The 23,507-nt window shown below is 65.3% G+C and carries 25 protein-coding genes; 14 read left to right on the forward strand and 11 right to left on the reverse strand.

Features of this window, described 5'->3' with window-relative positions; all coding sequences use genetic code 11:
- Positions 1-5: 5 nt before the first annotated feature.
- The 3 genes from mlaE to BLV04_RS24440 all read right to left on the reverse strand — a co-directional run bounded on the left by mlaE (position 6) and on the right by BLV04_RS24440 (position 2,373).
- Positions 6-788, reverse strand: coding sequence for a lipid asymmetry maintenance ABC transporter permease subunit MlaE (gene mlaE, locus BLV04_RS12280; protein WP_093032235.1), 783 nt, complete (start codon positions 786-788; stop codon positions 6-8).
- The gene (locus BLV04_RS12285) at positions 785-1,717 is read right to left on the reverse strand and encodes an ABC transporter ATP-binding protein (RefSeq protein ID WP_093032238.1); all 933 of its coding nucleotides are present in this window, start codon (positions 1,715-1,717) and stop codon (positions 785-787) included. The genes mlaE and BLV04_RS12285 overlap by 4 nt, the downstream gene beginning before the upstream one ends.
- A 92-nt stretch (positions 1,718-1,809) precedes the next feature.
- A complete protein-coding gene (locus tag BLV04_RS24440; RefSeq protein WP_175534610.1) occupies positions 1,810-2,373 on the reverse strand; it encodes a DUF72 domain-containing protein in 564 nt (187 codons plus the stop codon).
- A gap of 175 nt (positions 2,374-2,548) precedes the next feature.
- Between BLV04_RS24440 and BLV04_RS12295 the strand changes: the two genes are divergently transcribed.
- From BLV04_RS12295 to ptsP, 13 genes are all read left to right on the forward strand, one after another.
- Entirely contained in the window at positions 2,549-3,568 is a 1,020-nt protein-coding gene (locus BLV04_RS12295) for a KpsF/GutQ family sugar-phosphate isomerase (protein WP_093032244.1), read from the forward strand.
- Positions 3,569-3,749: 181 nt separating this feature from the next.
- Complete coding sequence (gene kdsC / locus BLV04_RS12305) at positions 3,750-4,271, forward strand: 3-deoxy-manno-octulosonate-8-phosphatase KdsC (RefSeq protein WP_093032250.1); 522 nt, start codon at positions 3,750-3,752, stop codon at positions 4,269-4,271.
- Positions 4,268-4,894 carry an LPS export ABC transporter periplasmic protein LptC gene (gene lptC / locus BLV04_RS12310; protein ID WP_093032253.1) on the forward strand — a complete coding sequence of 209 codons (627 nt, stop codon included), beginning with the start codon at positions 4,268-4,270 and terminating at the stop codon, positions 4,892-4,894. Before kdsC ends, lptC begins: the two co-directional genes overlap by 4 nt.
- Entirely contained in the window at positions 4,891-5,412 is a 522-nt protein-coding gene (gene lptA / locus BLV04_RS12315) for a lipopolysaccharide transport periplasmic protein LptA (RefSeq protein WP_093032256.1), read from the forward strand. Before lptC ends, lptA begins: the two co-directional genes overlap by 4 nt.
- 89 nt (positions 5,413-5,501) lie before the next feature.
- A complete protein-coding gene (gene lptB / locus BLV04_RS12320) occupies positions 5,502-6,266 on the forward strand; it encodes an LPS export ABC transporter ATP-binding protein (RefSeq protein ID WP_093032259.1) in 765 nt (254 codons plus the stop codon).
- Between the two features lie 253 nt (positions 6,267-6,519).
- Positions 6,520-8,004 carry an RNA polymerase factor sigma-54 gene (locus BLV04_RS12325; RefSeq protein WP_093032262.1) on the forward strand — a complete coding sequence of 495 codons (1,485 nt, stop codon included), beginning with the start codon at positions 6,520-6,522 and terminating at the stop codon, positions 8,002-8,004.
- A gap of 30 nt (positions 8,005-8,034) precedes the next feature.
- Positions 8,035-8,370, forward strand: coding sequence for a ribosome hibernation-promoting factor, HPF/YfiA family (gene hpf, locus BLV04_RS12330; RefSeq protein WP_093032264.1), 336 nt, complete (start codon positions 8,035-8,037; stop codon positions 8,368-8,370).
- A gap of 247 nt (positions 8,371-8,617) precedes the next feature.
- Positions 8,618-9,067: a PTS sugar transporter subunit IIA gene (locus BLV04_RS12335; protein ID WP_093032267.1), complete on the forward strand. Its 450-nt coding sequence runs from the start codon at positions 8,618-8,620 to the stop codon at positions 9,065-9,067.
- A gap of 22 nt (positions 9,068-9,089) precedes the next feature.
- Positions 9,090-10,052 (forward strand): HPr(Ser) kinase/phosphatase, encoded by a 963-nt coding sequence (gene hprK, locus BLV04_RS12340; RefSeq protein ID WP_093032270.1) that lies wholly within the window; start codon positions 9,090-9,092, stop codon positions 10,050-10,052.
- A gap of 56 nt (positions 10,053-10,108) precedes the next feature.
- Positions 10,109-10,978, forward strand: a complete 870-nt coding sequence (gene rapZ, locus BLV04_RS12345) for an RNase adapter RapZ (RefSeq protein ID WP_093032407.1) — start codon at positions 10,109-10,111, stop codon at positions 10,976-10,978.
- On the forward strand, positions 10,975-11,382 hold the full coding sequence (locus tag BLV04_RS12350) for a PTS sugar transporter subunit IIA (protein ID WP_093032272.1): 408 nt from the start codon (positions 10,975-10,977) through the stop codon (positions 11,380-11,382). Before rapZ ends, BLV04_RS12350 begins: the two co-directional genes overlap by 4 nt.
- On the forward strand, positions 11,379-11,648 hold the full coding sequence (locus BLV04_RS12355; protein WP_093032275.1) for an HPr family phosphocarrier protein: 270 nt from the start codon (positions 11,379-11,381) through the stop codon (positions 11,646-11,648). Before BLV04_RS12350 ends, BLV04_RS12355 begins: the two co-directional genes overlap by 4 nt.
- Positions 11,645-13,387 carry a phosphoenolpyruvate--protein phosphotransferase gene (gene ptsP / locus BLV04_RS12360; RefSeq protein ID WP_093032278.1) on the forward strand — a complete coding sequence of 581 codons (1,743 nt, stop codon included), beginning with the start codon at positions 11,645-11,647 and terminating at the stop codon, positions 13,385-13,387. Before BLV04_RS12355 ends, ptsP begins: the two co-directional genes overlap by 4 nt.
- 373 nt (positions 13,388-13,760) lie before the next feature.
- Here ptsP and BLV04_RS12370 read toward each other — a convergent pair whose 3' ends face one another.
- Positions 13,761-15,248 carry a phosphomannomutase gene (locus BLV04_RS12370; protein ID WP_093032284.1) on the reverse strand — a complete coding sequence of 496 codons (1,488 nt, stop codon included), beginning with the start codon at positions 15,246-15,248 and terminating at the stop codon, positions 13,761-13,763.
- A 400-nt stretch (positions 15,249-15,648) separates the two neighbouring features.
- On the opposite strand from BLV04_RS12370, the gene BLV04_RS12375 reads away from it, so the two are divergent.
- On the forward strand, positions 15,649-16,521 hold the full coding sequence (locus BLV04_RS12375; protein WP_139191924.1) for a hypothetical protein: 873 nt from the start codon (positions 15,649-15,651) through the stop codon (positions 16,519-16,521).
- A gap of 72 nt (positions 16,522-16,593) precedes the next feature.
- Here the strand turns inward: BLV04_RS12375 and yihA are convergent, their stop codons facing one another.
- From yihA to ubiH, 7 genes are all read right to left on the reverse strand, one after another.
- A complete protein-coding gene (gene yihA / locus BLV04_RS12380; protein ID WP_093032290.1) occupies positions 16,594-17,238 on the reverse strand; it encodes a ribosome biogenesis GTP-binding protein YihA/YsxC in 645 nt (214 codons plus the stop codon).
- 23 nt (positions 17,239-17,261) lie between these two features.
- A complete protein-coding gene (locus BLV04_RS12385; RefSeq protein WP_175534611.1) occupies positions 17,262-17,747 on the reverse strand; it encodes a bacteriohemerythrin in 486 nt (161 codons plus the stop codon).
- Positions 17,744-18,319: a cyclic pyranopterin monophosphate synthase MoaC gene (moaC, locus tag BLV04_RS12390; protein ID WP_093032296.1), complete on the reverse strand. Its 576-nt coding sequence runs from the start codon at positions 18,317-18,319 to the stop codon at positions 17,744-17,746. The genes BLV04_RS12385 and moaC overlap by 4 nt, the downstream gene beginning before the upstream one ends.
- 135 nt (positions 18,320-18,454) lie before the next feature.
- Positions 18,455-19,003, reverse strand: coding sequence for an inorganic diphosphatase (ppa, locus tag BLV04_RS12395; protein ID WP_093032299.1), 549 nt, complete (start codon positions 19,001-19,003; stop codon positions 18,455-18,457).
- 341 nt (positions 19,004-19,344) lie between these two features.
- Positions 19,345-20,598, reverse strand: coding sequence for a 6-phosphofructokinase (locus BLV04_RS12400; protein WP_093032303.1), 1,254 nt, complete (start codon positions 20,596-20,598; stop codon positions 19,345-19,347).
- Between the two features lie 279 nt (positions 20,599-20,877).
- Positions 20,878-22,140 (reverse strand): UbiH/UbiF/VisC/COQ6 family ubiquinone biosynthesis hydroxylase, encoded by a 1,263-nt coding sequence (locus BLV04_RS12405; protein WP_175534612.1) that lies wholly within the window; start codon positions 22,138-22,140, stop codon positions 20,878-20,880.
- A complete protein-coding gene (gene ubiH / locus BLV04_RS12410) occupies positions 22,127-23,365 on the reverse strand; it encodes a 2-octaprenyl-6-methoxyphenyl hydroxylase (protein ID WP_093032307.1) in 1,239 nt (412 codons plus the stop codon). Before ubiH ends, BLV04_RS12405 begins: the two co-directional genes overlap by 14 nt.
- Positions 23,366-23,507 lie beyond the last annotated feature (142 nt).

Here is a 23,507-nt window from a genome sequence, read left to right on the forward strand (position 1 = left end):
ACCTGTCATTCCCCGAACATCAAGGCCGTCAAAACGAAATCGAGTCCCAGCACTGCGAGTGCGGCGTGGACCACGGAGCGGGTCGTCGCCCGGCTCACGCCCTCGGACGTCGGAACCGAGTCATGCCCCTGAAAGAGCGCGATCCAGGTCACCACGACCCCGAAAACGACGCTTTTGATCACGCCGTTGACGATATCCTCGTGGAAGTCGACCTTTGACTGCATCTGACTCCAGAAGGATCCCGAATCCACGCCGAGTAGACCGACACCGACGAAATAGCCGCCGAGCACACCGACCGCACTGAACATGGCCGCGAGCAGCGGCATTGCGAGCACGCCGCCGAAAAAGCGCGGAGTCAGGATGCGGCGCACCGGATCGACCGCCATCATCTCCAGACCCGAGAGCTGCTCGGTTGCCTTCATCAAGCCGATCTCGGCGGTCAGGGCAGAGCCGGCACGCCCGGCCACCAGAAGGGCCGTGACCACCGGGCCGAGCTCTCGCACCAACGAGGCCGCGACCATGACGCCGAGGCTCTCCGCTGCCCCGAACTGGGCAAGCACGTAATAACCCTGCAGACCCAGCACCATGCCGACAAACAACCCGGACACCCCGATGATCAGCATCGAGAGCACGCCGATATTGAAGAGCTGCGCAATCAGCAGACCCGGGCGTCGCAGGATCTCGCCGATGCCCAGCACCATGCCGGCGAGTAGCAGATGCGCACGACCGATTCGCTCGAGCGAACCCAGGCCGCTGCGTCCCAGCCGCGCCAAGCCCTCCAGAATCATCGGGCGACACCCCGCGGCAGCAGATCGTCCGCCAACGGCAGTGCCGGATAGTGGAAATGCACAGGTCCGTCCGGCAAGCCGTCCATGAACTGACGCACCCAGGCCGAGCGGTCCGCGGCAATCTCCTGCGGCGTTCCCTGCGCGATGATCTCCCCGTGGGAGATCACGTAAATGTGGTCGGCGATGCTCGCCGTCTCGTCCACGTCGTGTGACACCAAAATGCTCGTCAGGCCCGCGGCGTCGTTGAGCTGTCGGATCAGGGTCACCAACATGCCTTTTGAGATGGGATCTTGGCCCGTGAAGGGCTCGTCGTAGAGGATCATGTCGGGATCCAGCGCAATCGCGCGTGCCAGGGCCACGCGACGAGCCATCCCGCCCGAGAGCTCGCTCGGCATCAGGTCACGTGCGCCGCGCAGACCGACCGCCTCGAGCTTCAACAGCACGAGCTTGCGCAGCATCGATGGATTCAGGTCCGTATGCTCGCGCAGCGGATAGGCGACGTTGTCGAAGACATTCAGGTCGGTCAGCAGGGCGCCGCTTTGAAACAGCATTCCCATCCGCCGACGCAGCCGGAACAACGCCGATTTTCCAAGGGTGTGAACGGGCTCGCCGTCGACCTCGATACTGCCGGCGTCCGGGCGCAGCTGCCCGGTGATCAGCTTGAGCAGGGTCGTTTTGCCCGTGCCGCTCGGCCCCATGACGGCGGTCACTGCGCCGCGCCGGATATCCATGTCGACCCGGTGGAGCACGACCTGCGAGCCGCGTCGAAAGCACAGCCCGCGGATCTTCACCAAGACCTCGCCGCCGGGGCGCGAGCGCTTCTCCGGCGAAGGACCGGGGCGTGCAGCATCGGGCTTAGCCGCGGGCTCGGAGGAGCCGATCGCGGAGACTGCGGCGGGGCGCGTCGCTCGGGGGCGTCGACTTCCCATAGATCGTATCGCTGTCGGCGCGGGTGGAAAACACGCCATTCTGGCGGGCTTGCCCCGGAGCGTCAACCGCCGGAGCACCAACCGCCGGATCCTCAACCCAAACCGAGCAACTCCACGAGTGACCGCCAGCGGCGCACGTTTTCGAATCGCGCGGCACCCATCATGGCTAGCGTCGGTCGCCCTTGCGCAGCTGCGGCGAGCCCTTCCAGCCAGCGGCGTGCCGCGCGCAGGTCGGTCTCGAGCCCCGCGGGCACCGCGCACGCAAGGGCCGATGCGCGCGACCACGCTGCGGCCGACACGGATCCGAGCAGCACGTAGGCGGCCTCGGGAAGGTCGTCTTCGCCGCCTTGATCCGGGCATAGGATCCAGCCGCCGAAACGCTCGCCGAGAAGCGTTTGAACCTGGGCAGACGCCGAGACCGCAACTGCGCCGGGGTCATGGCGGAGATAGAATGCGAAGGATGCCGGCACATCGCGGCACCATTGCGCGATGCGCCCGGCATCGGCCTGTCCCCAGACATCGGCGTCGAGCGCTACGGCGTCGAGCGCGTTGGCGAAATAGGTCAATCGCCAATCCTCGGGGAGGTCGTCGGGATAGAAGTCGGCGTCGCCGGGCGACGGATCCCATCCGGTTCTAACGGGGAGAATGCGACTCATGGTCTCGACGTGGCTCCGATTGGATCGTATTTTCCGGTAGAGAGGCCCTTCAATGCGACGCCGGGCCGGCGCAATGCCGGGATCGCCCGGCGGGACACCGGGGCGCTCGTTGGTGTATTTTGCATTGCGCCATTGCCGATGCGCGAAACGGCGCGATGGGAAACCTCGGAGCAGCATGACAGATCGACGCAGACTCGGCAGCCCGCCGGTTGAGCTCGAGCTTGGCGAATCGGCCAAGATCAAGGCGCTCGGGCGCGCCGTCATCGAGACCGAGGCCGGCGCGGTCACGGCCCTGGCCGAGCGGATCGACGACGACTTCGTGGCCGCGTGCCGCTACATGCTGGCCTGCGAGGGCCGCATCGTCGTGCTCGGGATGGGCAAGTCCGGCCACATCGGCGGCAAGATCGCGGCGACCCTGGCGAGCACGGGCAGCCCCGCCTTCTTCGTGCATCCGGGCGAGGCCAGCCACGGCGACCTCGGTATGATCACGCCCCGCGACGTGGTCCTGGCCCTGTCCAACTCGGGCGAAACGGCCGAGCTGCTGATGCTGCTGCCTCTACTCAAGCGGCTCGGCGTACCGCTGATCAGCATGACCGGCAAGCCCAAATCGACCTTGGCGCGCGAGGGCGACGTCCATCTCGACGTGAGCGTCGCCAGCGAGGCCTGTCCGCTCGGCCTCGCCCCGACCTCGAGCACCACAGCAACCCTGGTGATGGGCGATGCGCTGGCCATCGCGCTGCTCGAGAGCCGCGGCTTCACCGCCGAGGACTTCGCCCGCTCCCATCCGGCCGGCAGTCTGGGACGGCGGCTGCTGCTGCATGTCGGGGAGGTGATGCATCACGACGAGCAATTGCCGTCGGTCCCGTTGGGCACGACCTTGCGCGAGACCCTGGAAGAGATGTCACGCAAGGGCTTGGGCATGAGCGCCGTGGTCGACGACGAGGGCCGCCTTGCCGGAATCTTCACCGACGGCGACCTGCGACGCGCGCTCGACCGCGGGATCGATGTCCATCGCACCGCGATCGACACCGTTCTGACCCGCAACTGCATCACGATCAAGGCCGACGCCCTCGCCGCCGAGGCACTGCGCCTCATGGAGTCCCGATCCATTAACGCGCTGCTGGTCATCGACGACACCGGCCGACCCGTCGGCGCACTGAACATGCATGATCTACTGCGCGCCGGGGTCATGTGAGGAGGCCGCCAGCCGCCAGCCGCCAGCCGCCAGCCGCCAGCCGCCAGCCAAAAGTTGACACCCGGAAGCTGAAGGCTGAAAGCTGATAGCGATTAGCAGGAAGCTGGAGGCTGAAAGCTGGAAGCTAAAAACCGGAGGCTCCCCCGCGCCCCCCGACTCGACACCGAAGAGGACCGCCCCCATGCAAGACATCCTCGAACGCGCCGCCCGGACCCGCCTGGTCATCTTCGACGTCGACGGGGTGCTGACCGACGGCAGCCTCTATCTCGGCGACGACGGCCAGGAGTACAAGGCGTTCAACTCGCGTGACGGACACGGCATGGTGATGCTTCAGGAGAGCGGGGTGCAGATCGGAATCATCACGGGCCGTACCTCGCAGGTGGTCAGCCTCCGCATGAAGAGTCTCGGCGTGGAACACCTCTTTCAAGGCTGCCGCGACAAACTCCCGGCCTACGAGGCGCTCAAACGGGACCTGTCCCTCGACGACGAGGCCATCGCCTATGTCGGAGACGACCTCATGGATCTACCTATCATGCGGCGGGTCGGACTCGCCGTTGCGGTCGCCGACGCGCACCATCTGGTGCGCAGCCACGCCCATCTCTGCACCCAAGCCCGCGGCGGTCGGGGGGCTGCGCGCGAGGTCTGCGAGCTGATCATGGAGGCGCAGGGCACCTGGGAACGGATCCTCGCCGGTGCAGGATGAGCGGGCGTCTTCGGGTCAGCGACCTACCGATCTGGTCCGCACGTCAGTGGATGCTCGCCGCCTTCTTCGTGGCCTCCGGGCTGTTGGGGTGGTGGCAGCTGCGCCCCGAACCCGAGCCGCCCGCGCCCGAGATCGAGCGCGCGCGACTTCCGGATTATGTCGTTGCCGGATTCACGGCCATGGAGACCGACGACACGGGCAAACCGAGCCGGCGTTTGGTCGCCGACGAGCTGCGCCAGTATGTGGAGGAGGATGTCTCGGAGCTGGATCGCCCGCGCATGACACTCTATCAGCGTGAAGGCGAGACCGAAGCCGAGCCTTGGCGCGCGCGTGCGGCCAGCGGCCTGGTCCTGCCCGGCGGCGAGGAGGTACGGCTCGAGGGGGCGGTGGAGCTCGAGCGCAAGGGCGACGCGAGTCGGCCCGCCACCCGTATGGAGACCGAGCTGATGCGCATCTGGCACGAGCGGGCCTTCGCCGAGACCGATCGGCCGGTCCAAGTCACCAGCGCGTTGGATCGGCTGACCGCGACCGGGATGCGTCTCTGGTACGACGAGCCGGTGCGTGCCCAGTTCGACGGACGCGCACATATCTTTATCGCACCCGAGCAGATCGAGGAGCCATGAGCGGCAGAGGATTCTACGAACGTCGGCGCCGGGGCCTCGCCCTGGCCGCGCCTTTGGCCTTCGTCATCGCCTTCGCGTGCGCCCCGGCGGCGGCGCTCGAGGAGGATGCGAGCCAACCCATCCTGATCGAAGCAGACGATGTCGAGGTCCTGGAGGCGGAGAACACCAGCATCTATGTCGGCAATGTCCAGGTCGACCAAGGGAGCATGCGGCTCCTCGGCGATCATGTGACCGTCTATCATCGCAGCGACCGTCGACCGCGCTTTATCATCGCACTCGGCGCGCCGGCCAGCTTCAAGCAGCTCCTCGACAACGACGAGGGCGAGGTCCTGGCCTTCGCCAAGCGCATGGAATACGACGCCGACAAGGACGAGCTCACCCTGATCGAGGACGCCTTGCTGATTCAGGGGGCCGACCGCGTCGCGAGCGAGCGCATCGTCTACGATCGCGCCCGCGCCCATTTCCGCGCAGGGGGCAGCGGACGGGTCAAGATCACCATCACGCCGGAGGAGGAATGAGGCTAAACCGCGTCCGATGCGACCGATAACCTCCGATCGGAGACCACCCTTGAACGATCCAAAGAGCCTCGGCGGAGACGCGGTTTAGGATGAACGATCTTGTTGCGGATTCCGACTTAGGCTCGGGCTCGACGACACTGCGCGCGGAGCATCTGAAGAAGAGCTATCGCGGCCGTCAGGTCCTGCGCGATGTGAGCGTCAGCGTGGCCGCCGGCGAGGTCGTGGGCCTGCTCGGACCGAACGGCGCAGGCAAGACCACCTGTTTCTATCTGATCGTCGGACTCATTCCGGCGGACGAGGGCCGCATCGCGCTGAGCGGGAAGGACATCACCCTGAAGCCGATGCACGCCCGCGCACGCGCCGGCCTGAGCTATCTGGCACAGGAGCCATCAGTATTTCGCAAGCTCAGCGCGCGCGACAATATCCTCGCCATCCTGGAGGCTCGCGGTGACCTGTCCCGGGCCGAGCGGAACCTGCGCTGCGAGCGCCTGCTCGAAGAGCTCGGGATCGCCCATGTCGGCGGATCGCTCGCGCTCAGCCTCTCGGGCGGGGAGCGACGGCGCTTGGAGATCGCGCGCGCGCTCGCGGTCGACCCCCTGGTGATGCTGCTAGACGAGCCCTTCGCAGGCGTCGACCCCATCGCCGTCGGAGACATCAAGGCCATCGTGTCGCATCTGCGGGATCGCGGGATCGGCGTGCTGATCACCGATCACAACGTGCGCGAGACGCTCGATATCTGCGACCGAGGCTACATCATCAGCTCGGGGTGCGTGATCGCGGCAGGCACCCCGGCGCAGCTGCTGGCCGATCAGCAGGTACGCGATGTCTACCTCGGCGCGGACTTTTCCATGTAGGGGCGAAACGGCATGCAGATGGGAACGCGCATCGGTTGATGCTCGGCCCTCAGCTCCCAGCGCCCGAAGCCTCGGCGAAACGGCATGCAGATGGGAACGCGCATCGGTTGGCTGCTCTTTCCGAGATCTTGGGTGTAAGATGAGATCCTGCCTCGGCTGATGACGCCTTCACCGGACTGAAACGGCTAGAATCGAGCAGCATTGGCCACGGCGGCCACCTGATCGAACACCTCGAAAAGCGCATCCGCGATTCATGAAGCAATCCATCCAGCTTCGGCTCGGCCAACACCTGACCATGACGCCTCAGTTGCAGCAGGCGATCCGTCTGTTGCAGCTCTCGACACTGGAGCTCCAGAAGGAGATTCAGGAGGCGCTGGACACCAACCTGATGTTGGAGGAAGGCGACGAAGCGGACCGCTTCAACACCGGCGAGGTGCAGCAGTCGGGCACGATCCAGAGCGAGGATATCGAAACACCGCGAGCTTCGGTCGAGCAATCCGTCGACCGCGAGATCCATGCCGAATCCAACGAGATGCCCGAGGAGCTGCCGGTCGACACGCTCTGGACCGACGTCTTCGACTCCTACCTGCCGAGCACGTCGCACGGCTCGGACGACGGCTCGGATTACGATCCCTTTGCCCAACAGAGCCGCCCTCAGACCCTGCTCGACCACCTTGCCTGGCAGCTCAACCTCTGCAAACTGAGCGAGCGCGACAACATGATCGCCCAAGCGGTGATCGATTCGATCGACGCCGACGGCTATCTGCGCATCGATGTCGAAGAGCTGCTCCTGACCATCGACCATCCCGAGATCAGTGCCGAGGAGGTGGAGGCGGTCATTCACCGCATTCAGTCCTTCGACCCGCCGGGCGTGGGTGCGCGCAACCTCCCCGAGTGCCTGCTGATCCAACTGAGCCAGCTGCCCCCTCAAACGCCTTGGCGAAGCGCCGCGACGGCGATCTGCCGCGACGGTTTCGAGCATCTGGCCAAGCGCGACGTCGCCTCCCTGGTGCGTCAGCTGAAGGAATCCGAGGAGACCGTCGCAGGCTCGCTGACACTGATCCGTGGACTCAATCCGCGCCCCGGCAGCCTGATCGCCGGCACGCCGGCCCAGTATGTCGTCCCGGATATCTTCGTGCGCAAACGCGAGGGCCGATGGTCGGTCGAGCTAAATCCCGAGTCGACGCCTAAACTCAGAGTAAACGCCGACTACGCGCGCCTGATCCGTCGCGCCGATCAAAGCGCGGACGGCGTCACCTTGAAGAGCCATTTGCAGGAGGCACGCTGGTTCATCAAGAGCCTGGCCAGCCGCAACGACACGGTGCTGCGCGTCGGGGCGAAGATCGTCGAGATGCAGCAGGAGTTCTTCGAGCACGGGGACGAGGCAATGAAGCCGATGGTGCTGCGCGATGTCGCCGAGGCGTTGGAGCTTCACGAGTCGACCGTATCTCGAGTGACCACGCAGAAATACATGCACACGCCGCGGGGGACCTTCGAGTTCAAGTATTTCTTTTCCTCGCACGTCAACACCGCTTCCGGCGGCGAATGCTCGTCGACCGCCATTCGTGCCCTGATCCGCAAGCTGATCGCCGGCGAGTCCTCGAGAAAGCCCATGAGCGACAGCAAGATCGCCCTGGAGCTCGCCGACCAGGGGATCAATGTCGCGCGGCGAACCGTCGCCAAGTACCGCGAGGCCATGGGGGTTCCACCCTCGAACGAGCGCAAGCGCCTGGATTGACAGGCCGTTTGAACCATAAGGAGTCACAAGATGCAGATCAACCTGACGGGTCATCACATCGACGTCACCGACGCGCTGAAAGGCTACGTCGACACGAAGTTCGAGCGCCTTGCGCGGCACTTCGACCACGTCATCAACGCTCACGTCATTCTGAGCGTCGAGAAGCTTGCCCAAAAGGCGGAAGCCACACTGCATATCAACGGCAGCAAGGTCTTTGCCGACTCGGTCCACGAGGACATGTATGCCGCGATCGACGGGCTGATCGACAAGCTCGATCGCCAAGTGCTGCGCCACAAGGAGAAAAAGAGCGATCATCGCGCCGCAAGCCCGAAGGTGAGCGAGGCCGAGGAGTCCGATCAGAGCTGACGCCCCCGGCGGGCGTCGCGCAAACGCCGGGAAAACCTCCGATGGAGCGTCTTTGCCCCGTCGGAGGCATTCAACGAACGGGATCGGGCATGAAGGCCGGTATGCGGGATCGCCGGCCCCGGCCAGACATCCGAGGATATTCAGCATCCATGACCACACACCCTCGCCCGCCGTCGCTGCGCGGGCATCGATCCAAGAGCCACCAGCTGCAGCGCTGCGCGCCCGCAGCGCACGGGAGCCGATACCGATGCTCAGCCCCGATCTGATCAACGAGGCCCGGATCGGTCAGGGGCTCGAGATTTCCAGCAAGAAGCGTTTGCTTGAAACCCTTGCCGAGCTGCTCGCCAACGATCACCCCCGTTTGAGCACGGAGAGCGTCTTCGAGCGCCTCCTGGAGCGCGAACGCCTCGGCAGCACCGGGCTCGGTCACGGTGTTGCCCTGCCCCATGCGCGGATCAAGGAGGTCTCTCAGGTCATCGGGGCTTTCGTGCAAACCGCACGAGGGGTGGATTACGACGCAGCCGACGGCGAGCCGGTCGATCTGGCCTTCGCGCTCCTGGTTCCGGAGACCGCGACCGAGGAGCACCTCCAACTGCTCGCCCATTTGGCAAGTCGCTTCAGCGAGTCGGCAACCCGCGCACGCCTGCGCGATGCGGGCTCGCCCACGGCCATTCTGGACCTTCTGAAAGCGACCTAGCACTCGAGTGCGGCCGCCGGCGATGATCGAAACCCTTCAATCTCTGATCTCGCAGACCGGGCCGCGGCTCAAGCTGCGCTGGCTCACGCCCGAGCCGGCGACCCCGCGACCGTTGCGCGGCGACGATCCGGGTCGCTCGCGGCAGTCTCTTATCGGCTCCCTGAACTGCATCCATCCCAATCGTCTGCAGGTTATCGGACACGCGGAGCTGCTCTACCTGGCGGATCTGGGCCGGACCGCCTTCGGCGAGACCGTGGAGAAACTCTTCTCGGATCATCCGACCGCCGTCATCTTCTCCGACGGCATCGACCCGGAGCCCGCCTTCCGCGAGGCCGCCGAGCAGACACGTACGCCGCTGCTCGGCTCCTCGCTCGGCGACGAGGAGCTGATCAATCATCTGCGTTACTTCCTCACCCATGCGCTCGCCGAGCGTCGTACGGTGCACGGGGTCTTCATCGAGGTTCTGGGCATGGGCGTCCTCCTGGTCGGCGATCCGGCCGTCGGCAAGAGCGAGCTGGCGCTCGATCTGATCGCGCGCGGCCATCGGCTCATCGCCGACGACGCACCCCGGTTCGCACGCATTGCCCCGGAGACCTTGGAAGGCACCTGCCCCGAAGCCCTGCGCGATTTCCTCGAGGTCCGCGGCCTGGGGATTCTCAACATCCGCGCCATGTTCGGAGAAGGCGCCGTCGTGCGCAGCAAGACATTGAACCTGATCATCGATCTTCAGCCGCTCGACAAACAACAGCTCGAGTGTATCGACCGGCTCAGCGGCAGCCTCTCGGTGCGCAACATCCTCGGGGTCGCCGTCCCCAAGATCACGATGCCGGTCGCACCCGGCCGCAACCTGGCAATCCTGGTGGAGGCGGCCGTGCGACACCAGATTCTGCGTATCCGCGGCTACGATGCCGGAGTCGACTTCGTCGACCGCCAGGCCCGCGCCATCAGCATCGATCGCCCCGACCCGCCGAGATCACCGTCATGACGCAACCACCGGCAGAGGAGCAGGCGCGCGAACGACCGCGGAACGTCGGCAAACCGATGAGGCTCGTCATCCTCAGCGGCCTCTCCGGCTCGGGCAAGAGCGTTGCGCTCCATACCCTCGAGGACGTGGGCTTCTACTGCATCGACAACCTGCCGCTCTTCCTCCTGCAGGATCTCGCCCTCGGACTGCACGAGGGACTCGACGACGTCTTCACCATGACCGCGGTCGGAATCGACGCCCGCACCAGCCCGAGCACCGGCCCGGACGAGCTCCGACACCTTCCCGAGCTGGTTCGCTCGGCACGCGAGCGCGGCATCGGATGCGATGTCCTCTTTCTCGACGCCCAGACCGAAACCCTGATCAAGCGCTTCAGCGAGACTCGTCGCAAGCATCCGTTGACCCGAGGCGACCGCTCGCTGCCGGAGGCGATCGCGCTCGAGCGCCGACTCCTCGAGCCAATCCGAAGCTGCGCCGATATCCGTATCGACACCACCCAGACCAATGTCCACGAGCTGCGCGATCTCGTGCGCGGACGTCTGGTGGGCGGCGCCTCGCCGAAGGCGTCCATACTGCTGCAGTCCTTCGGCTTCAAGCACGGGGTCCCGCACGATGTGGACTTCGTCTTCGACCTGCGCAGCCTGCCCAATCCGCATTGGCAACCCGAGCTGCGACGCTTGAGCGGACGCGATCGACCCGTAATGGAATTCCTCGATTCCGCCGAAGCCTTTGGCCGAATGCGCGCCGATATCCAGGGGTTTTTCGATCGCTGGATCCCCAGCTTCGAGACGGACGGGCGCAGCTATCTCACGATTGCGATCGGCTGCACGGGCGGTCAGCACCGCTCGGTCTATATGACCGAATCACTGCGGCGTCATTTCGAGGCCGACGGCCATCAGGTGATGGTCCGTCATCGGGATCTGCCTTGAGCGTCGGCATCCTGATGATGACCCATCATCCGTGCGGCGAGGATCTGCTACGGGTCGCAACGGCGATTCTCGGCGGACGCCCGCCGGGGGTGGAGGCGATGGAGGTCGTCAACGATGTGCCCTGCGAGATCGTGACAGCGGAAGCCGCCGAGCGCCTGGAGCGCTTGGACACGGGCGAGGGTGTCCTGATCCTGACCGATCTTTACGGCTCGACACCGGCCAATGTCGCGGTATCGCTGCTCGCGATCCATGAGCGGTCGAGAGTCATCGCAGGACTGAACCTACCCATGTTGTTGCGTGCCCTGACCTATGCCGCGCTCGACCTGGATGCCGTGGCCGAGAAGGCCCTGCAGGGTGGGCGCGACGGCGTCCTGCTCTGCTCGCGACGAGACGACCGCACATGATTCGCAAAGAGATCGAGATCCTCAACAAGCTGGGTCTGCATGCCCGTGCGGCGGCCAAGCTCGTGCAATGCGCCGGGCGTTTCGCGAGCCATGTGGAGATCGAGCGGCGCGGTCAAAGCGTCAACGGCAAGAGCATCATGGGCGTGATGATGCTGGCCGCGAGTCAGGGCACCCGGATCACGGTCGAGGCCGCCGGCGAGGACGAGGATGCCGCCATGGCGGCGATCGAGGCATTGATCGGCGATCGCTTCGGAGAGTCGGAATGACCACCGCCTTTCAGGGGATCGGCATCTCCACCAGTCGCTCGCTCGCCCTCGGGCCCGCCTTCGTGGACGGGCGCGGCGGCCATACCGTGTCGCAATCCGCCATCACGGCCGACCAGGTCGCCGCCGAAATCGAACGTCTCGACTTGGCCGTCATGGCGGCCCGCCAGGCCCTGAAGGCGGTGCGCAACCAGATCCCGCATCACACGCCGCTCAACATCGCCGAGTTCATCGACACGCACCTTCTGATGCTCGAGGACGCCGCCTTGGTCGAGGAGGTGCGCCGCATCGTTGCCGAGCAGCTGTGCAATGCCGAGTGGGCGCTGCAACGGCAACGCGACACCCTGGTGCGGGTCTTCGACGAGATGGACGACCCCTATCTGCGCACCCGCCGCGACGACGTCGAGCATGTCGTTCAGCAGATTCAGACCTTCCTGCAGGGCGCGGCCGTGCAAAGCGAGCCCTCGACTCGGGATCTGGAGGGCCGGGTCGTGGTGGCGCGCGACCTCGCGCCCGCGGATGCGATCCTCCTGCGTCATCGCGGTGCGGTCGCATTCGTGACCGAGTTCGGCGGCCCCATGTCCCACACGGCCATCCTGGCGCGCAGCCTGGGGGTGCCCGCCGTGATGGGCATCCACAACATCACACGCTATCTGCGCCAGGGCGAGCTCATCCTGGTCGACGGCGAGACCGGCACGGTTCTTGCTGATGCCGACCCCCTGACCCTGACTTTTTTCCGCGACCGCCTGCGCGCAGCAGAAGCCCGTCAGGTGCGCCTGCGCGGTCTGGTTGGACGAGCCTCGGTCACACGCGACGGGGTCGAGATCGGCCTCCTCGCGAATCTCGAGCTCCCCGAGGACGTCGAGCTTGCGAAGGCCAACGGGGCCAGCGGGGTCGGACTCTACCGGACCGAATTCCTCTACATGAATCGCCGGGATCTCCCCGACGAGGAGGAGCATCTGGCGAGCTATGCCGAGATCGTCGCCGGGCTCGGCGGGCTCCCCGTGACCATCCGGACGTTGGACCTGGGGGTCGACAAGCGCGTCGATACCCTGTTCGAGCCGGGCCCTGGGGTCTCGAACCCGGCGCTGGGATTACGCGCGATCCGACTCTGCCTGAAGGAGCCCGATCTCTTCCGACCGCAGCTGCGTGCGATCCTGCGTGCCTCCGCGATCGGCCCAATCCGTCTGATGCTGCCGCTCGTCTCCAACGTCCACGAGGTCGATACGGTTCTCGCGCTGATCCGGCAGATCAAGACTCAGCTCGACCGCGACGGGCTGGATTACGACCCGAGCCTTCCGATCGGCGCCATGATCGAGGTTCCCGCTGCAGCCCTCTGCGCACGCGCGCTCGCGCGCCGACTGGATTTTCTGTCGATCGGCACCAACGACCTCATCCAGTACACGCTGGCGATCGACAGACTCGACGACAGCGTCAACTATCTCTTCGACCCCACCCACCCGGCCATCCTGCGCCTGGTCCGCATGACCATCGATGCCGCGCGCGAGGTGAATCGACCGGTCAGCATGTGCGGCGAAATGGCGGGCGATCCGCGCTTCACCCGTCTGCTTCTCGGAATGGGGCTACGCGAATTCAGCATGCAGCCCGGCGCCATCCTGGATGTCAAAGAGGTCGTACTTCAGGCCGACACGTTCGACCTGAAACGCCGAACCGCCGCGCTGTATGCCCGTCTCGACGACAGGGACCCGGGTGCCTTGATCGATGAGCTCAACGCCGCTTAAACCGCGTCCGACGGTCTCAATCGATGTCGGCATGAAAACGGCACCATCGAGGCCATCAAAGACCTTTTCCCTGACGCGGTTTAAGAAAAGGAAAATCTAAAGAGACGATGCAGAATCGAGGTGAACACCTTGATTCACCCGTAGGATGGGTAGAGCGCAGCGAAACCCATCCTCCAAACCGCCGAGTTGTCGGACTTCAGTCTGATGCCCTCGGCGCGGAGTGGATGGGTTTCGCCGTGCTCTACCCATCCTACATGCTTCGGTTATTCTTGAATTTTTCCCGAAACTCCTTAAACTGCGCCGCGCCGACGGCTGTTGGCTGCTGCGAGGCCGCATCGAGCGACAAAGCGCGCAGGGTCATGCCGAACGCGGTTTAAGCACGCCAACGGGCGAGGATCTCCATGCAGATCCGATTCATCTCCTCCGCACGCTCCGGACTGTCCGCCTCGGTATAGGCACGTAGCTCCGGCGCATTGCCCGACGGGCGTAGGTGCGCGATCTCGCCGCTGACGAAGGTGATCCTGAGACCGTCGGTGACATCCAGATCGGCGACCGGCCCGAACGCGGCGCCGAAAACGGCCTGCGCAGCGGCTCTATCCCGGGCGGGATCACCCCGATGGATCTCGGCAAGACGCGCCCGAGCGATCTCGGTCGGGAAATCCTTCAGACGATCGCTCCGCGTGAAGCGACGCGGAAGATCGGCGGAGAGGGCCGACACGGGTTTTCCCTGCGCCGCGGCGGCACGCAGGATGGCGACCGCAACCAAGACGGCATCACGGGTCGGCAAGGCCGACAGGCTTCGACCGTCCTGCTCGATATCGGTCGCGAGCAGGAAGCCGCCGTTTGCCTCGTAGCCGACGACCCGCTCCATGCCTCGGTCGACCAGATCCTGCATCCCTTCGATGACGAAGGGCGATCCGATCCGGGTGCGCAGTACGGTTTCGAACCAGCCCGACCGCTCGACCGCCGTGTTGCTGCTCACGGGTGTCACCACCCCGCGTGCGCCGAGTTGACGCGCGCACAGGATCCCGGCGATGTCCCCGCGCAGCCAGTCTCCGGTCTCGTCGCCGACCAGCGGACGGTCGCCGTCACCGTCGGCGGAAACCAAGGCATCGAAGTTCCCCGCCGTGGCCCAGTCGCGCGCAAGCGCGACGTCTTCGGGGCGAATCGCTTCGGTATCGACAGGGACAAAGATCTCGGAGAATCCCAATCGCGTCACGCGTGCTCCGAGCCCTTCCAGCACCTCGACGTAGGCGCCGCGAGCGACACTCGAGTGCTCGTAGACACCGACATGCAACCCGTTCAGACAGCCCGACGGGAAGAAGTCCAGATAGCGATCGCAGTAGTCGCGATAGGCCACCGGATCCTCCTCTGGAAGCGCGGCGGACTGGTCCTCGACAAAGACGCCGGCCGCGTCGAAGAGCGTCTCGGCGACTTGGAGCGATTGCGCGCGGATGCCTTCCTCGTCGCGCTTGAGGATCTCGCCCGTCGGCAGGTTGAACTTGATGCCGTTGCGGTCGTCCGGGATGTGGCTGCCGGTCACCATCAGGCTCGGAGCGCAGCGCGCCAGCCCCCAGGCAGCAACCGCCGGACTCGGGATACGCCCGAGATAGCGCGGCCGGCAGCCCAGATCCAGCGCCGCCCGGGCGCAGGCGACGAGTATCCTGCTTGTACTTGGCCTCAGATCGCCGCCCAAGCCGACCTCGGCATCCTGTGCGAGCAGGCCGCTCGCGCGAAGATAGCCGAGAAAGCCGGCCGTGTAGGCATAGCACACCCGATCGGTCATCGCATGCGCCAGCCCGCGGGCACCGCTGGTTCCGAACGCCACACCGCTCATGTTCATCAAGTCGCCGATCTGCATACACGCTCCTCGCGTCGATTTCGGGGTATCGCAACCCTCGCCGCCTAATCCTAACCCGGGGGGCTCATGCGTGGCGCCCGTCGACGCATACACTCGCTACATGGCCGAAGACGATTGCCGATCGGCTCGCTCACCTCGATCACCCCGATCACTCTCCGGATGGGGGGTGTCCCTCGGGGTCACGGATCGGTTAAGCTCGGAGGCGCTGTCGGCGTTCGTCTCGGGGCATCGGCCTGTCCTGCAAAAGCAAAAATGATGTCGATTCCCGACGGTCACGGCGGCAACAGGTGCAGGATCACGGATATGGGCTCGGCAACGCCTGCCCGGTCAAGCAACACCGAGCCGAAGGCAACGGATCCGCCGAACTTCACTGACGACCACCACTTCGAGGACTACCTCCATGCCCGACACGTCTCGCATGATCCCGCTCGTCTCGGCGGCAACGCTGGCGCTCGTCATCGGCCAAGGCGCCTTCGCCGATCCGCAGGCAACGGAAGCGAGCCAAACGCCGGCCGAGCCAACGAACGAAGCAGCGCCGGCCCCGGCTCCCGCTCCGGCTCCGGCCGATGCGCCTGCCGATGCATCGAGCGATGCGCCCACACCCGGGGAGGCGGCCCGAGCCAAGGCCGAGGAGCGTCGCGCCGCCATGATGGCTGAACGGGAGAAACGTTACGAAGAGCTCCGTGCTCGTGCCGCCGAGATCGGCCTAGCACTCCCCGAGATGCCGCCGTGGGAGTCGACCGATCGGCCGCCGATGCCCGAGCGTCGCGGCATGTCGCCCGAGGACATGGAAGCGATGCGCCAACAACGCCAAGAGATGCGTGAGCAAATGCGCTCCATGACCCCCGAAGAACGCCGGGCGATGCGCGATGCGCATTGGCAGCAAATGCGGGCCGATGCGGCGGAACGGGGAGTCGAGATGCCAGAGACGCCGCCCTGGGCCGAGGCCGAGGCGCGTCGCAAGGAGATGGAGGAGCGATTCGAGACGTATCGCAAGACCGTCGAGGCGATGAGCGAGGAGCAGATCGAGGCGGCCCGCGCCCTGTTCGGAAGCCCTCCTCCGATGCCCGAGATGCCGCGTATGCCCCAATATGACGGGTATGAGCGCGAGGGCTATGGATACGGTTACGGCCCGCAGGGCGGTTATCCCGGCGGCATGCCTTATCCGGGGCGCGGAGGTATGGGGCATCCGCCCATGATGCCCGATTACGATGCACCCGGTTATGGCGCACCCGGCTACGATCAGGGGCCGCCGCAGGGCATGGGTTACTGACATCGGGGGACACAGCCGCGGGTCGACGGAGCGCCGGCGCAGTCCGGTCGGCGCCTTCGGCCCGCTTCGGCGTCAGTCGCTTGTCCGCATCTCCGAGGGATCCGCGGGCTCGATCTCGGCCCCCACCTGAAGCCAGGCATCGAGCAATCGCTGGACGGACTCCACGCCTTGGCGCTTCAGGGCGGAAAACAGCATGACCTCGACCCGCCCCACCATATCCGAGACGGCCCGCTCGACTGCATGCTGAGTGGCGCGGGCCGCCCCCGTTTTGAGCTTGTCCGCCTTGGTAAGCAAAACGAGCATCGGCAGATCGGCGCGCCCGCCCCAGTGGAGCATCTGGCGGTCGAACTCCGCCAGCGGATGGCGGATATCCATGACGACGACGAGACCGCCGAGTGAGTTGCGCTGCTCGAGATAGGCCGCCATGTGCTGCTGCCAGTCGCGCTTGACCGTATCCGGAACCTTGGCATATCCGTAACCGGGGAGATCGACCAAGCGACGCGCCTCGTCCAGCTCGAAAAAGATGAGCTGCTGCGTCCGTCCGGGTGTCTTGCTCGTGCGGGCGAGCGCGTTCTGATGGCAAAGTGCATTGATCGCACTGGACTTGCCGGCATTCGAGCGCCCCGCGAACGCGACCTCGCGACCCTCGTCTGCGGGGCATTGCTCGACCCGTGCGGCAGCCGTCAGGAAATGGGCGCGTTGGTAAAAAGGATTCATCGTAAGCCGGGACCGGACGCGGTTTAGCTCCAGCACTTGGAGCCGCAAAAGTGCAGGTGATCCCACATCCGCGTCGCCCAGGACGGCTTTTGGTGTCGCGACAGGGCGCCTGCGGCGAGAAAGAATCGGCTGTAATCCTGATCGCTTTGCAGGATGTGATCGAGCAGCCAATGCTTGAGGTGCCGCATCAGGCCATCGTCAAGCGGAGCCCGATCGACGGCGAGGCGACGTTGCAGATCCAGCATGCTGCGGATCAGCCCTTCATGCTGGACCTTGTGGCGCTCGTAATCCGGGTAGCCGAAGATGCGCATCAGGCTCTCCTCGACGGCGAAATGGATCTTGGTGTACTCGGCGAGCCTGCCGAGCGCATCGAGCTGGCGCTCTCGATCGAGGCCCCCGACGACGGCATCCTGAACCTCGTTGATCAGGTCGATCAGGGCCTGATGCTGGGCGTCGATCTCGTCGATGCCGACGCTGAGCGCTGCGGACCATTCCACGAATTGAGTCATCGCTTTCTCCATGATGCGAGGCGCTCGTCCGAGTCGACTCGAGCTGGATCGCCTGTACCGGGATCGCCCGCGTCCGGATCGCAGTCACCGGCAGACGCTACACCCCGGATCCAACGGCCGGACTGCCCTCCCTCCTTTTCGAGCAAGCGCACACCTTCGATACTCATGCCCCGATCCACCGCTTTGCACATGTCGTAGATGGTCAAAAGGCTGATCTGTACCGCGCAGAGCGCCTCCATCTCGACCCCGGTGGAGCCTCTGGTCTCGACGGTAGCGGAACAATAGACGGTCGATGTCTCGTCGCGCGGCTCCAGCTCGACGGCGACCCGAGTCAGACTCAGCGGATGACACAAGGGCACCAGATCCGCGGTGCGCTTGGCGCCCATGATCCCTGCGATCCGGGCAACGCCGAGCACATCGCCCTTGCGGTGCTCGCCGCTCAGAATCAGTGCAAGCGTAGACGGCTCCATCCGAATGCTCCCCTCCGCAACGGCGCGGCGTTTGGTGAGGGCCTTCTCGCCCACGTCCACCATATGGGCCGCACCCTTCTCGTCGAAATGTGTCAACGGCATCTGCGATCCGCGGAGTGGAGAGCCTAGGGGTCGGCAAGGACACCGACATGTTGCGACGACAAGGGTCTCGGAGAATGACCCAACCGAGACGCCATTCGGAGCGCTCGCCCCGAGGAAGGGCGAGCGACGGGTACATCAGAACGCCGGCTTCTCCGGTGCCTCTTCGAACATCCTCACACTGTTCATGATCTCTTCGCGCGCGTCTTCGCGGCCGCCCCAGCCCATGACGCGGACCCACTTACCCTCATCCAAGTCCTTGTAATGCTCAAAGAAATGTGAAATCTGATCGAGCAGATGGGCCGGCATATCGCGGAAACTCTCGATCTCGCGGTAACCCTTGAAGAGCTTGTCGATCGGGAGCGCCAGGATCTTGGCATCATCCCCGGACTCGTCGGTCATCTTGAGCACGCCGATCGGACGGCACTTGATGACGGAGCCCGAGATCAGCGGATAAGGGGTGACCACGATCACGTCGACCGGGTCGCCATCCGCGGACAAGGTGTTCGGCACATATCCATAGTTGCAGGGATAGTGCATCGCCGTGGACATGAAGCGATCGACGAACATGGCGCCGGTCGCCTTGTCCATTTCGTACTTGACCGGCTCGGCGTGCGACGGTATCTCGATAATTACGTTGATTTCGCTCGGGATATTATCGCCGCGTGGGACGCGCTTCGGATCCATGGGTCAGCCTCTGTGGTTCGGATTGGGATCGCCGAGACACGACCGGATCGCCGATGCACGGCGGGTCGCGTTGGCGGTGTCGGGTCGAATGCACCCGATTGTAGCCCATCGGATGCCGGGAAATCCCAATGATCGTGCGCGGATCGAGCCGCGCCCGGGGTCGCGCCCGAGATCGAGGTGGCATTCGATCGTTGAGCGGAGCCTCCTGCCTCCTGCCTCCTGCCTCCTGCCTTAAGGCTGAAGCTGATAGCTGATAGCTGATAGCTGACAGCTAAAAGCTAAAAGCGAGAAGCAAAAGCTGGAGGCAGGCGGCAGGCCGCAGGCCCGCCCCCCGAGCCGCCTCAGATCTCGAACGCCGGCAGCCGCTTCTCGACCGCCACGTTCTTGAGCGTGACGTACTTGGGCAACCCCTTCTCGAAGGGCGGATAGTCCTCGCCCTGGATCAGCGGGATCAGGTATTCCTTGCAGACCGGCGTGATCCCGAAACCGTCCTCGGAGATGAATTCACGCGGCATGAACTTCTCGACGTTGGCGACCTCCGACAGCGGCGCCTCGCCGACCTCCCAGCGGTAGGGGTCCTGACTGACGCGCTTGATCGTCGGCATGATGGCGTTGTGCCCCTCGAGGGCAAATTGGACCGCGGCCCGGCCCATCGCATAAGCCTGCTCGACGTCCGTCTTGGAGGCCAGATGACGGGCCGCGCGCTGCAGGTAATCGGCGACCGCCCAATGGAACTTGTAGCCGGTGACATCCTTGATCATGTTGGCCACGACCGGAGCCGCGCCGCCCAGCTGGGCATGACCGAAGGCATCGCGCGTGCCCTGCTCGGCGAGGAAACGCCCGTCGGGATACTTCGCGCCCTCGGAGACCACGATGGTGCAGTAACCGTGCTGCTCGACCTTCTGCTGGACCGCGGCGAGGAAGCGCTCTTGGTCGAACTCGATCTCGGGAAACAGGATCATCACCGGGATGCCGTGATCCTCGACCAATCCGCCCGCTGCAGCGATCCAGCCGGCATGGCGACCCATGACCTCGAGCACGAAGATCTTGGTCGAGGTCTTGGCCATGGAGCGCACGTCGAACGAGGCCTCCAGGGTCGAGGTGGCGATGTACTTGGCGACAGAGCCGAAACCCGGGCAGTTGTCGGTGATCGGCAGATCGTTGTCGACCGTCTTGGGCACATGCACGGCCTGCACCGGGTAGCCCATGGTCTCTGAGAGCTGAGAGATCTTGTAGCAGGTGTCGGCCGAGTCGCCGCCGCCGTTATAGAAGAAATAGCCGATGTCGTGGGCTTTGAAGACCTCGATCAGACGCTCGTACTCGCGTTTGTTGGCCTCCAGGCTCTTCAACTTGTAGCGGCAGGAGCCGAACGCGCCCGAGGGCGTATAACGCAACGCGGCGATGGCCTCGTCGGACTCGCGGCCGGTATCGATCAGGTCTTCGGTCAGGGCACCGATGATGCCGTTGCGCCCGGCGTAGACGTTTCCGATCCGCACCGAGTGAAGCCGAGCGGTTTCGATCACGCCGCACGCCGAGGCGTTGATGACGGCGGTAACGCCGCCGGATTGTGCGTAAAAGGCATTCTTGGCTGTCATGTCTGTCCCCTTGTCTTTAGGTGCTTGTCGTTAAACCGCGCCCAGCGCGGTATGCATTGTTTTTCGATGGCATTGGCCCCGGCAGACTTGACGACCGCTGGAGCCGGCGCGGTTTAAGATATTTAAAAAATTAATCATTTTAAACTGCGTCTCACCGAGATCGAGGATATTTCCGTAGCCAAACGCAACATGACAACGACGCATGTCGCTCTGGACGCGGTTTAGGTCAGCGATCGGTGCGGAAAAAGCACGCCGGCATGCATGTCGCTCGGACCGCACTCAAAGGGGACGCGCAAGCGGCGGCAGGTCGCTCCCCAGACCGAGCGCACGCTCCATGAAGAGCGCCTTGAGCGGGCCGATTCGGTCGGTCAGGGTCAACCCGATGCTGCGCACTGCAGCGATCGGCGACACTTCGTTGCTGAAGGTCCGTTTGATCAAGTCCATCGCGGCGAGCATGGCGGTGTTGTCGCCGCGGCGCGCTCGTTCGTAATGGCGCAGCGCCCAGAGGCCGGCAATGTCGCGTCCCCGCTCCAGCGCGAGATCGATCGCCGCGGCCAGCTCGGCGGCGTCGAGGAACCCCAGGTTCACACCCTGTCCGGCGAGCGGATGGACCGCGTGGGCGGCGTCGCCGACCAAGGCCAATCCCGCCAGGACATACTGCTTGGCATGCTGGAGTCGAAGCGGAAAGGCGGCGCGCGGACCCTCCACGACGAGTGCGCCGAGCCGCGCTTCGGAGGCATCGGTGAGGGCCGCCGAGAAGGCGGCATCGCCCATCGCCAGCAGCTCGGCGGCACGCTCGTCGGTGGCGGACCACACGATCGAGCAGCGCCCGTCGGCCAAGGGCAGCAGGGCCAGCGGTCCGGTCGGCAGGAAGCGCTGCCAAGCGGTCTCTTGATGCCACTCCTGCGGCAGGACGTTGGCGACGATTGCGCGCTGGTCGTAGTCCCGGCCTTCGGTCTCGATACCCGAGAGCTCGCGCACCAGTGAATCGCGCCCGTCCGCGGCGACCAGCAGCCGACCCGCGATGACCTGCCCGTCACCGAGCACCACCCGCGACTCGGTCTCCGTGCGTTCGATCTCGACGATGGCTGCAGGGCAGACGAGCCGGATGTCGGGCGAGGACTCCAAGGCTTCCCAGAGTGCGAGCTGAATCACCCGGTTCTCGACGATGTGGCCGAGATCGGGCTCCCCGAGCGATTGGGCATCGAAATGGATGCTTCCGCCGCCGAGTGCATCCCACACACACATCTTGCGATAGGGGTTTGCACCGAGCGCCGCAATGCGCTCCCACGCGCCCAAGCGCGCGAGGATCCGCTGACTCGCCCGACTCAAGGCCGAGACCCGCAGGTCGATCTCGCTCGCGGGCCAGTCGCGCTGCGGCGCGCGGGTCTCGATGACCGCGATCCGCAGCCCCTTCCCGGAACAGGCACGGGCGAGTGCCGCCCCGACCATACCGCCGCCGACCACGAGCAGGTCGTAAGATGGCTCCTGCGACGCAGTCATGTCCGGAACGCGCGACGACATGGACTCAGTTTCGTGCATTGGCCTTCTCCAAAGGGACCCCGCAGGCGAGGCGCGGCAAGCGCCCGCCCACGCCCATGAACCGCTGCGCGACGCGGTGGCGCGCAGGGGGGATGAGATCCAGACCCAACATGGCGGCATTGCGGGCGAGCCGCAGCGGCGACCAGGGGTTGACGAAGACGCGGGCGAGCAGATCGGTCAGTCGCGCGGTGCTCGGCTGATCCGAGCCGCGCCAGTCTCGATAGTCCGACAGGGCAGCCGGACCGCCGAGATCGGCGCCCGCACGCACGCTTTGAGCAATCACCTCGGCGAGGGCGGCGACATCGCGCAGGCCCAGATTAAAGCCTTGGCCGGCCACGGGATGGAGTGTGTGTGCCGCGTTGCCGATCAGCACGACACGCGGCTGCACCGGATTGCGCGTGAGCACCAGCTTCAGCGGGTAGGCGCGACGCGGGCCCACCTGCAGAAAACGCCCGAGCCGGTAGCCGAAGCGCTCTTGCAGGCGAGCCAGGAATGCCTCGTCGGAGAGCGCCAGCAGCACGCTCGTCTCGTCGCGACGACAGGTCCAGACCACCGAGTAGCGTCCTCCCGTCATCGGCAGCAGGGCCAAGGGTCCCGTGTCGGTGAAGCGCTCGAAGGCCACGCCGGTGCGCGGGCGATCGGGCGAGACCGTCGTAATGACGGCGTCCTGCTCGTAGCGCTCGTCGCGTGTCTCGAGATCGAGCTTTCGGCGCACCGCAGAGTCGCCTCCGTCGGCCGCCACCAGCAGAGGTGTGGTCAGACGCAGCCGCTCGTCCCCGTGCTGCACCTCGAGCTCGACCCGGTCGGCCACGACGCGGTGCTCCGAGAGCCGTGCCGGACAGAGCAGCTCCACGTCGGGAGACAAAGCGAGTGCGGTGCGAATGGCGGCCCCCATCACGCGCGCCGAGGCGACGTAGCCAAGGGCCTCCACGCCCGCATCGTCCGGACCGAGCCGCGTGAACCCGCAATGCCCGCGATCGGAGACATGGACCTGCCGAATCGGCTCCGCATCCGGGGCGATCTCCGGCCAGACACCGATCGCTTCAAGGATCCGGCGACTGCCCCAGGACAGGGCAATGACGCGCTCGTCATAGCTCGGCTGGTGCTCGGCGGCGGCCGGCACCGCCTCCACGACCGCGATCCGCAGCCCGCAGCCGGATAGGGCGCATGCCAGGCTACCGCCCACCAAGCCTCCGCCGATGATCACTAAATCGTATTCGTGCATGCCTGCCTTTAAACCGCGCCCGGTGCGGTATGCGTGATTTGTTGGAGTGGCTTGGCCGCGCCAGCTCCGACGACTGCCGGAGCTGGCGTGGTTTAAAGTATTCAAAAATATTAAATTTTAAACCGCGCCTCACCGAGATCGA

Origin of the sequence: Thiocapsa roseopersicina, from assembly GCF_900106925.1 — a bacterium.
Classification (GTDB): Bacteria; Pseudomonadota; Gammaproteobacteria; order Chromatiales; family Chromatiaceae; genus Thiocapsa; species Thiocapsa roseopersicina.

What these genes read in the sequence shown, in the direction of transcription:
- mlaE (WP_093032235.1), bottom strand. Translation starts at nt 788, where the DNA reads ATGATTCTGGAGGGCTTGGCGCGGCTGGGACGCAGCGGCCTGGGTTCG.
- BLV04_RS12285 (WP_093032238.1), bottom strand. Translation starts at nt 1,717, where the DNA reads ATGGGAAGTCGACGCCCCCGAGCGACGCGCCCCGCCGCAGTCTCCGCG.
- BLV04_RS24440 (WP_175534610.1), bottom strand. Translation starts at nt 2,373, where the DNA reads ATGAGTCGCATTCTCCCCGTTAGAACCGGATGGGATCCGTCGCCCGGC.
- BLV04_RS12295 (WP_093032244.1), top strand. Translation starts at nt 2,549, where the DNA reads ATGACAGATCGACGCAGACTCGGCAGCCCGCCGGTTGAGCTCGAGCTT.
- kdsC (WP_093032250.1), top strand. Translation starts at nt 3,750, where the DNA reads ATGCAAGACATCCTCGAACGCGCCGCCCGGACCCGCCTGGTCATCTTC.
- lptC (WP_093032253.1), top strand. Translation starts at nt 4,268, where the DNA reads ATGAGCGGGCGTCTTCGGGTCAGCGACCTACCGATCTGGTCCGCACGT.
- lptA (WP_093032256.1), top strand. Translation starts at nt 4,891, where the DNA reads ATGAGCGGCAGAGGATTCTACGAACGTCGGCGCCGGGGCCTCGCCCTG.
- lptB (WP_093032259.1), top strand. Translation starts at nt 5,502, where the DNA reads ATGAACGATCTTGTTGCGGATTCCGACTTAGGCTCGGGCTCGACGACA.
- BLV04_RS12325 (WP_093032262.1), top strand. Translation starts at nt 6,520, where the DNA reads ATGAAGCAATCCATCCAGCTTCGGCTCGGCCAACACCTGACCATGACG.
- hpf (WP_093032264.1), top strand. Translation starts at nt 8,035, where the DNA reads ATGCAGATCAACCTGACGGGTCATCACATCGACGTCACCGACGCGCTG.
- BLV04_RS12335 (WP_093032267.1), top strand. Translation starts at nt 8,618, where the DNA reads ATGCTCAGCCCCGATCTGATCAACGAGGCCCGGATCGGTCAGGGGCTC.
- hprK (WP_093032270.1), top strand. Translation starts at nt 9,090, where the DNA reads ATGATCGAAACCCTTCAATCTCTGATCTCGCAGACCGGGCCGCGGCTC.
- rapZ (WP_093032407.1), top strand. Translation starts at nt 10,109, where the DNA reads ATGAGGCTCGTCATCCTCAGCGGCCTCTCCGGCTCGGGCAAGAGCGTT.
- BLV04_RS12355 (WP_093032275.1), top strand. Translation starts at nt 11,379, where the DNA reads ATGATTCGCAAAGAGATCGAGATCCTCAACAAGCTGGGTCTGCATGCC.
- ptsP (WP_093032278.1), top strand. Translation starts at nt 11,645, where the DNA reads ATGACCACCGCCTTTCAGGGGATCGGCATCTCCACCAGTCGCTCGCTC.
- BLV04_RS12370 (WP_093032284.1), bottom strand. Translation starts at nt 15,248, where the DNA reads ATGCAGATCGGCGACTTGATGAACATGAGCGGTGTGGCGTTCGGAACC.
- BLV04_RS12375 (WP_139191924.1), top strand. Translation starts at nt 15,649, where the DNA reads ATGCCCGACACGTCTCGCATGATCCCGCTCGTCTCGGCGGCAACGCTG.
- yihA (WP_093032290.1), bottom strand. Translation starts at nt 17,238, where the DNA reads ATGAATCCTTTTTACCAACGCGCCCATTTCCTGACGGCTGCCGCACGG.
- BLV04_RS12385 (WP_175534611.1), bottom strand. Translation starts at nt 17,747, where the DNA reads ATGACTCAATTCGTGGAATGGTCCGCAGCGCTCAGCGTCGGCATCGAC.
- moaC (WP_093032296.1), bottom strand. Translation starts at nt 18,319, where the DNA reads ATGCCGTTGACACATTTCGACGAGAAGGGTGCGGCCCATATGGTGGAC.
- ppa (WP_093032299.1), bottom strand. Translation starts at nt 19,003, where the DNA reads ATGGATCCGAAGCGCGTCCCACGCGGCGATAATATCCCGAGCGAAATC.
- BLV04_RS12400 (WP_093032303.1), bottom strand. Translation starts at nt 20,598, where the DNA reads ATGACAGCCAAGAATGCCTTTTACGCACAATCCGGCGGCGTTACCGCC.
- BLV04_RS12405 (WP_175534612.1), bottom strand. Translation starts at nt 22,140, where the DNA reads ATGCACGAAACTGAGTCCATGTCGTCGCGCGTTCCGGACATGACTGCG.
- ubiH (WP_093032307.1), bottom strand. Translation starts at nt 23,365, where the DNA reads ATGCACGAATACGATTTAGTGATCATCGGCGGAGGCTTGGTGGGCGGT.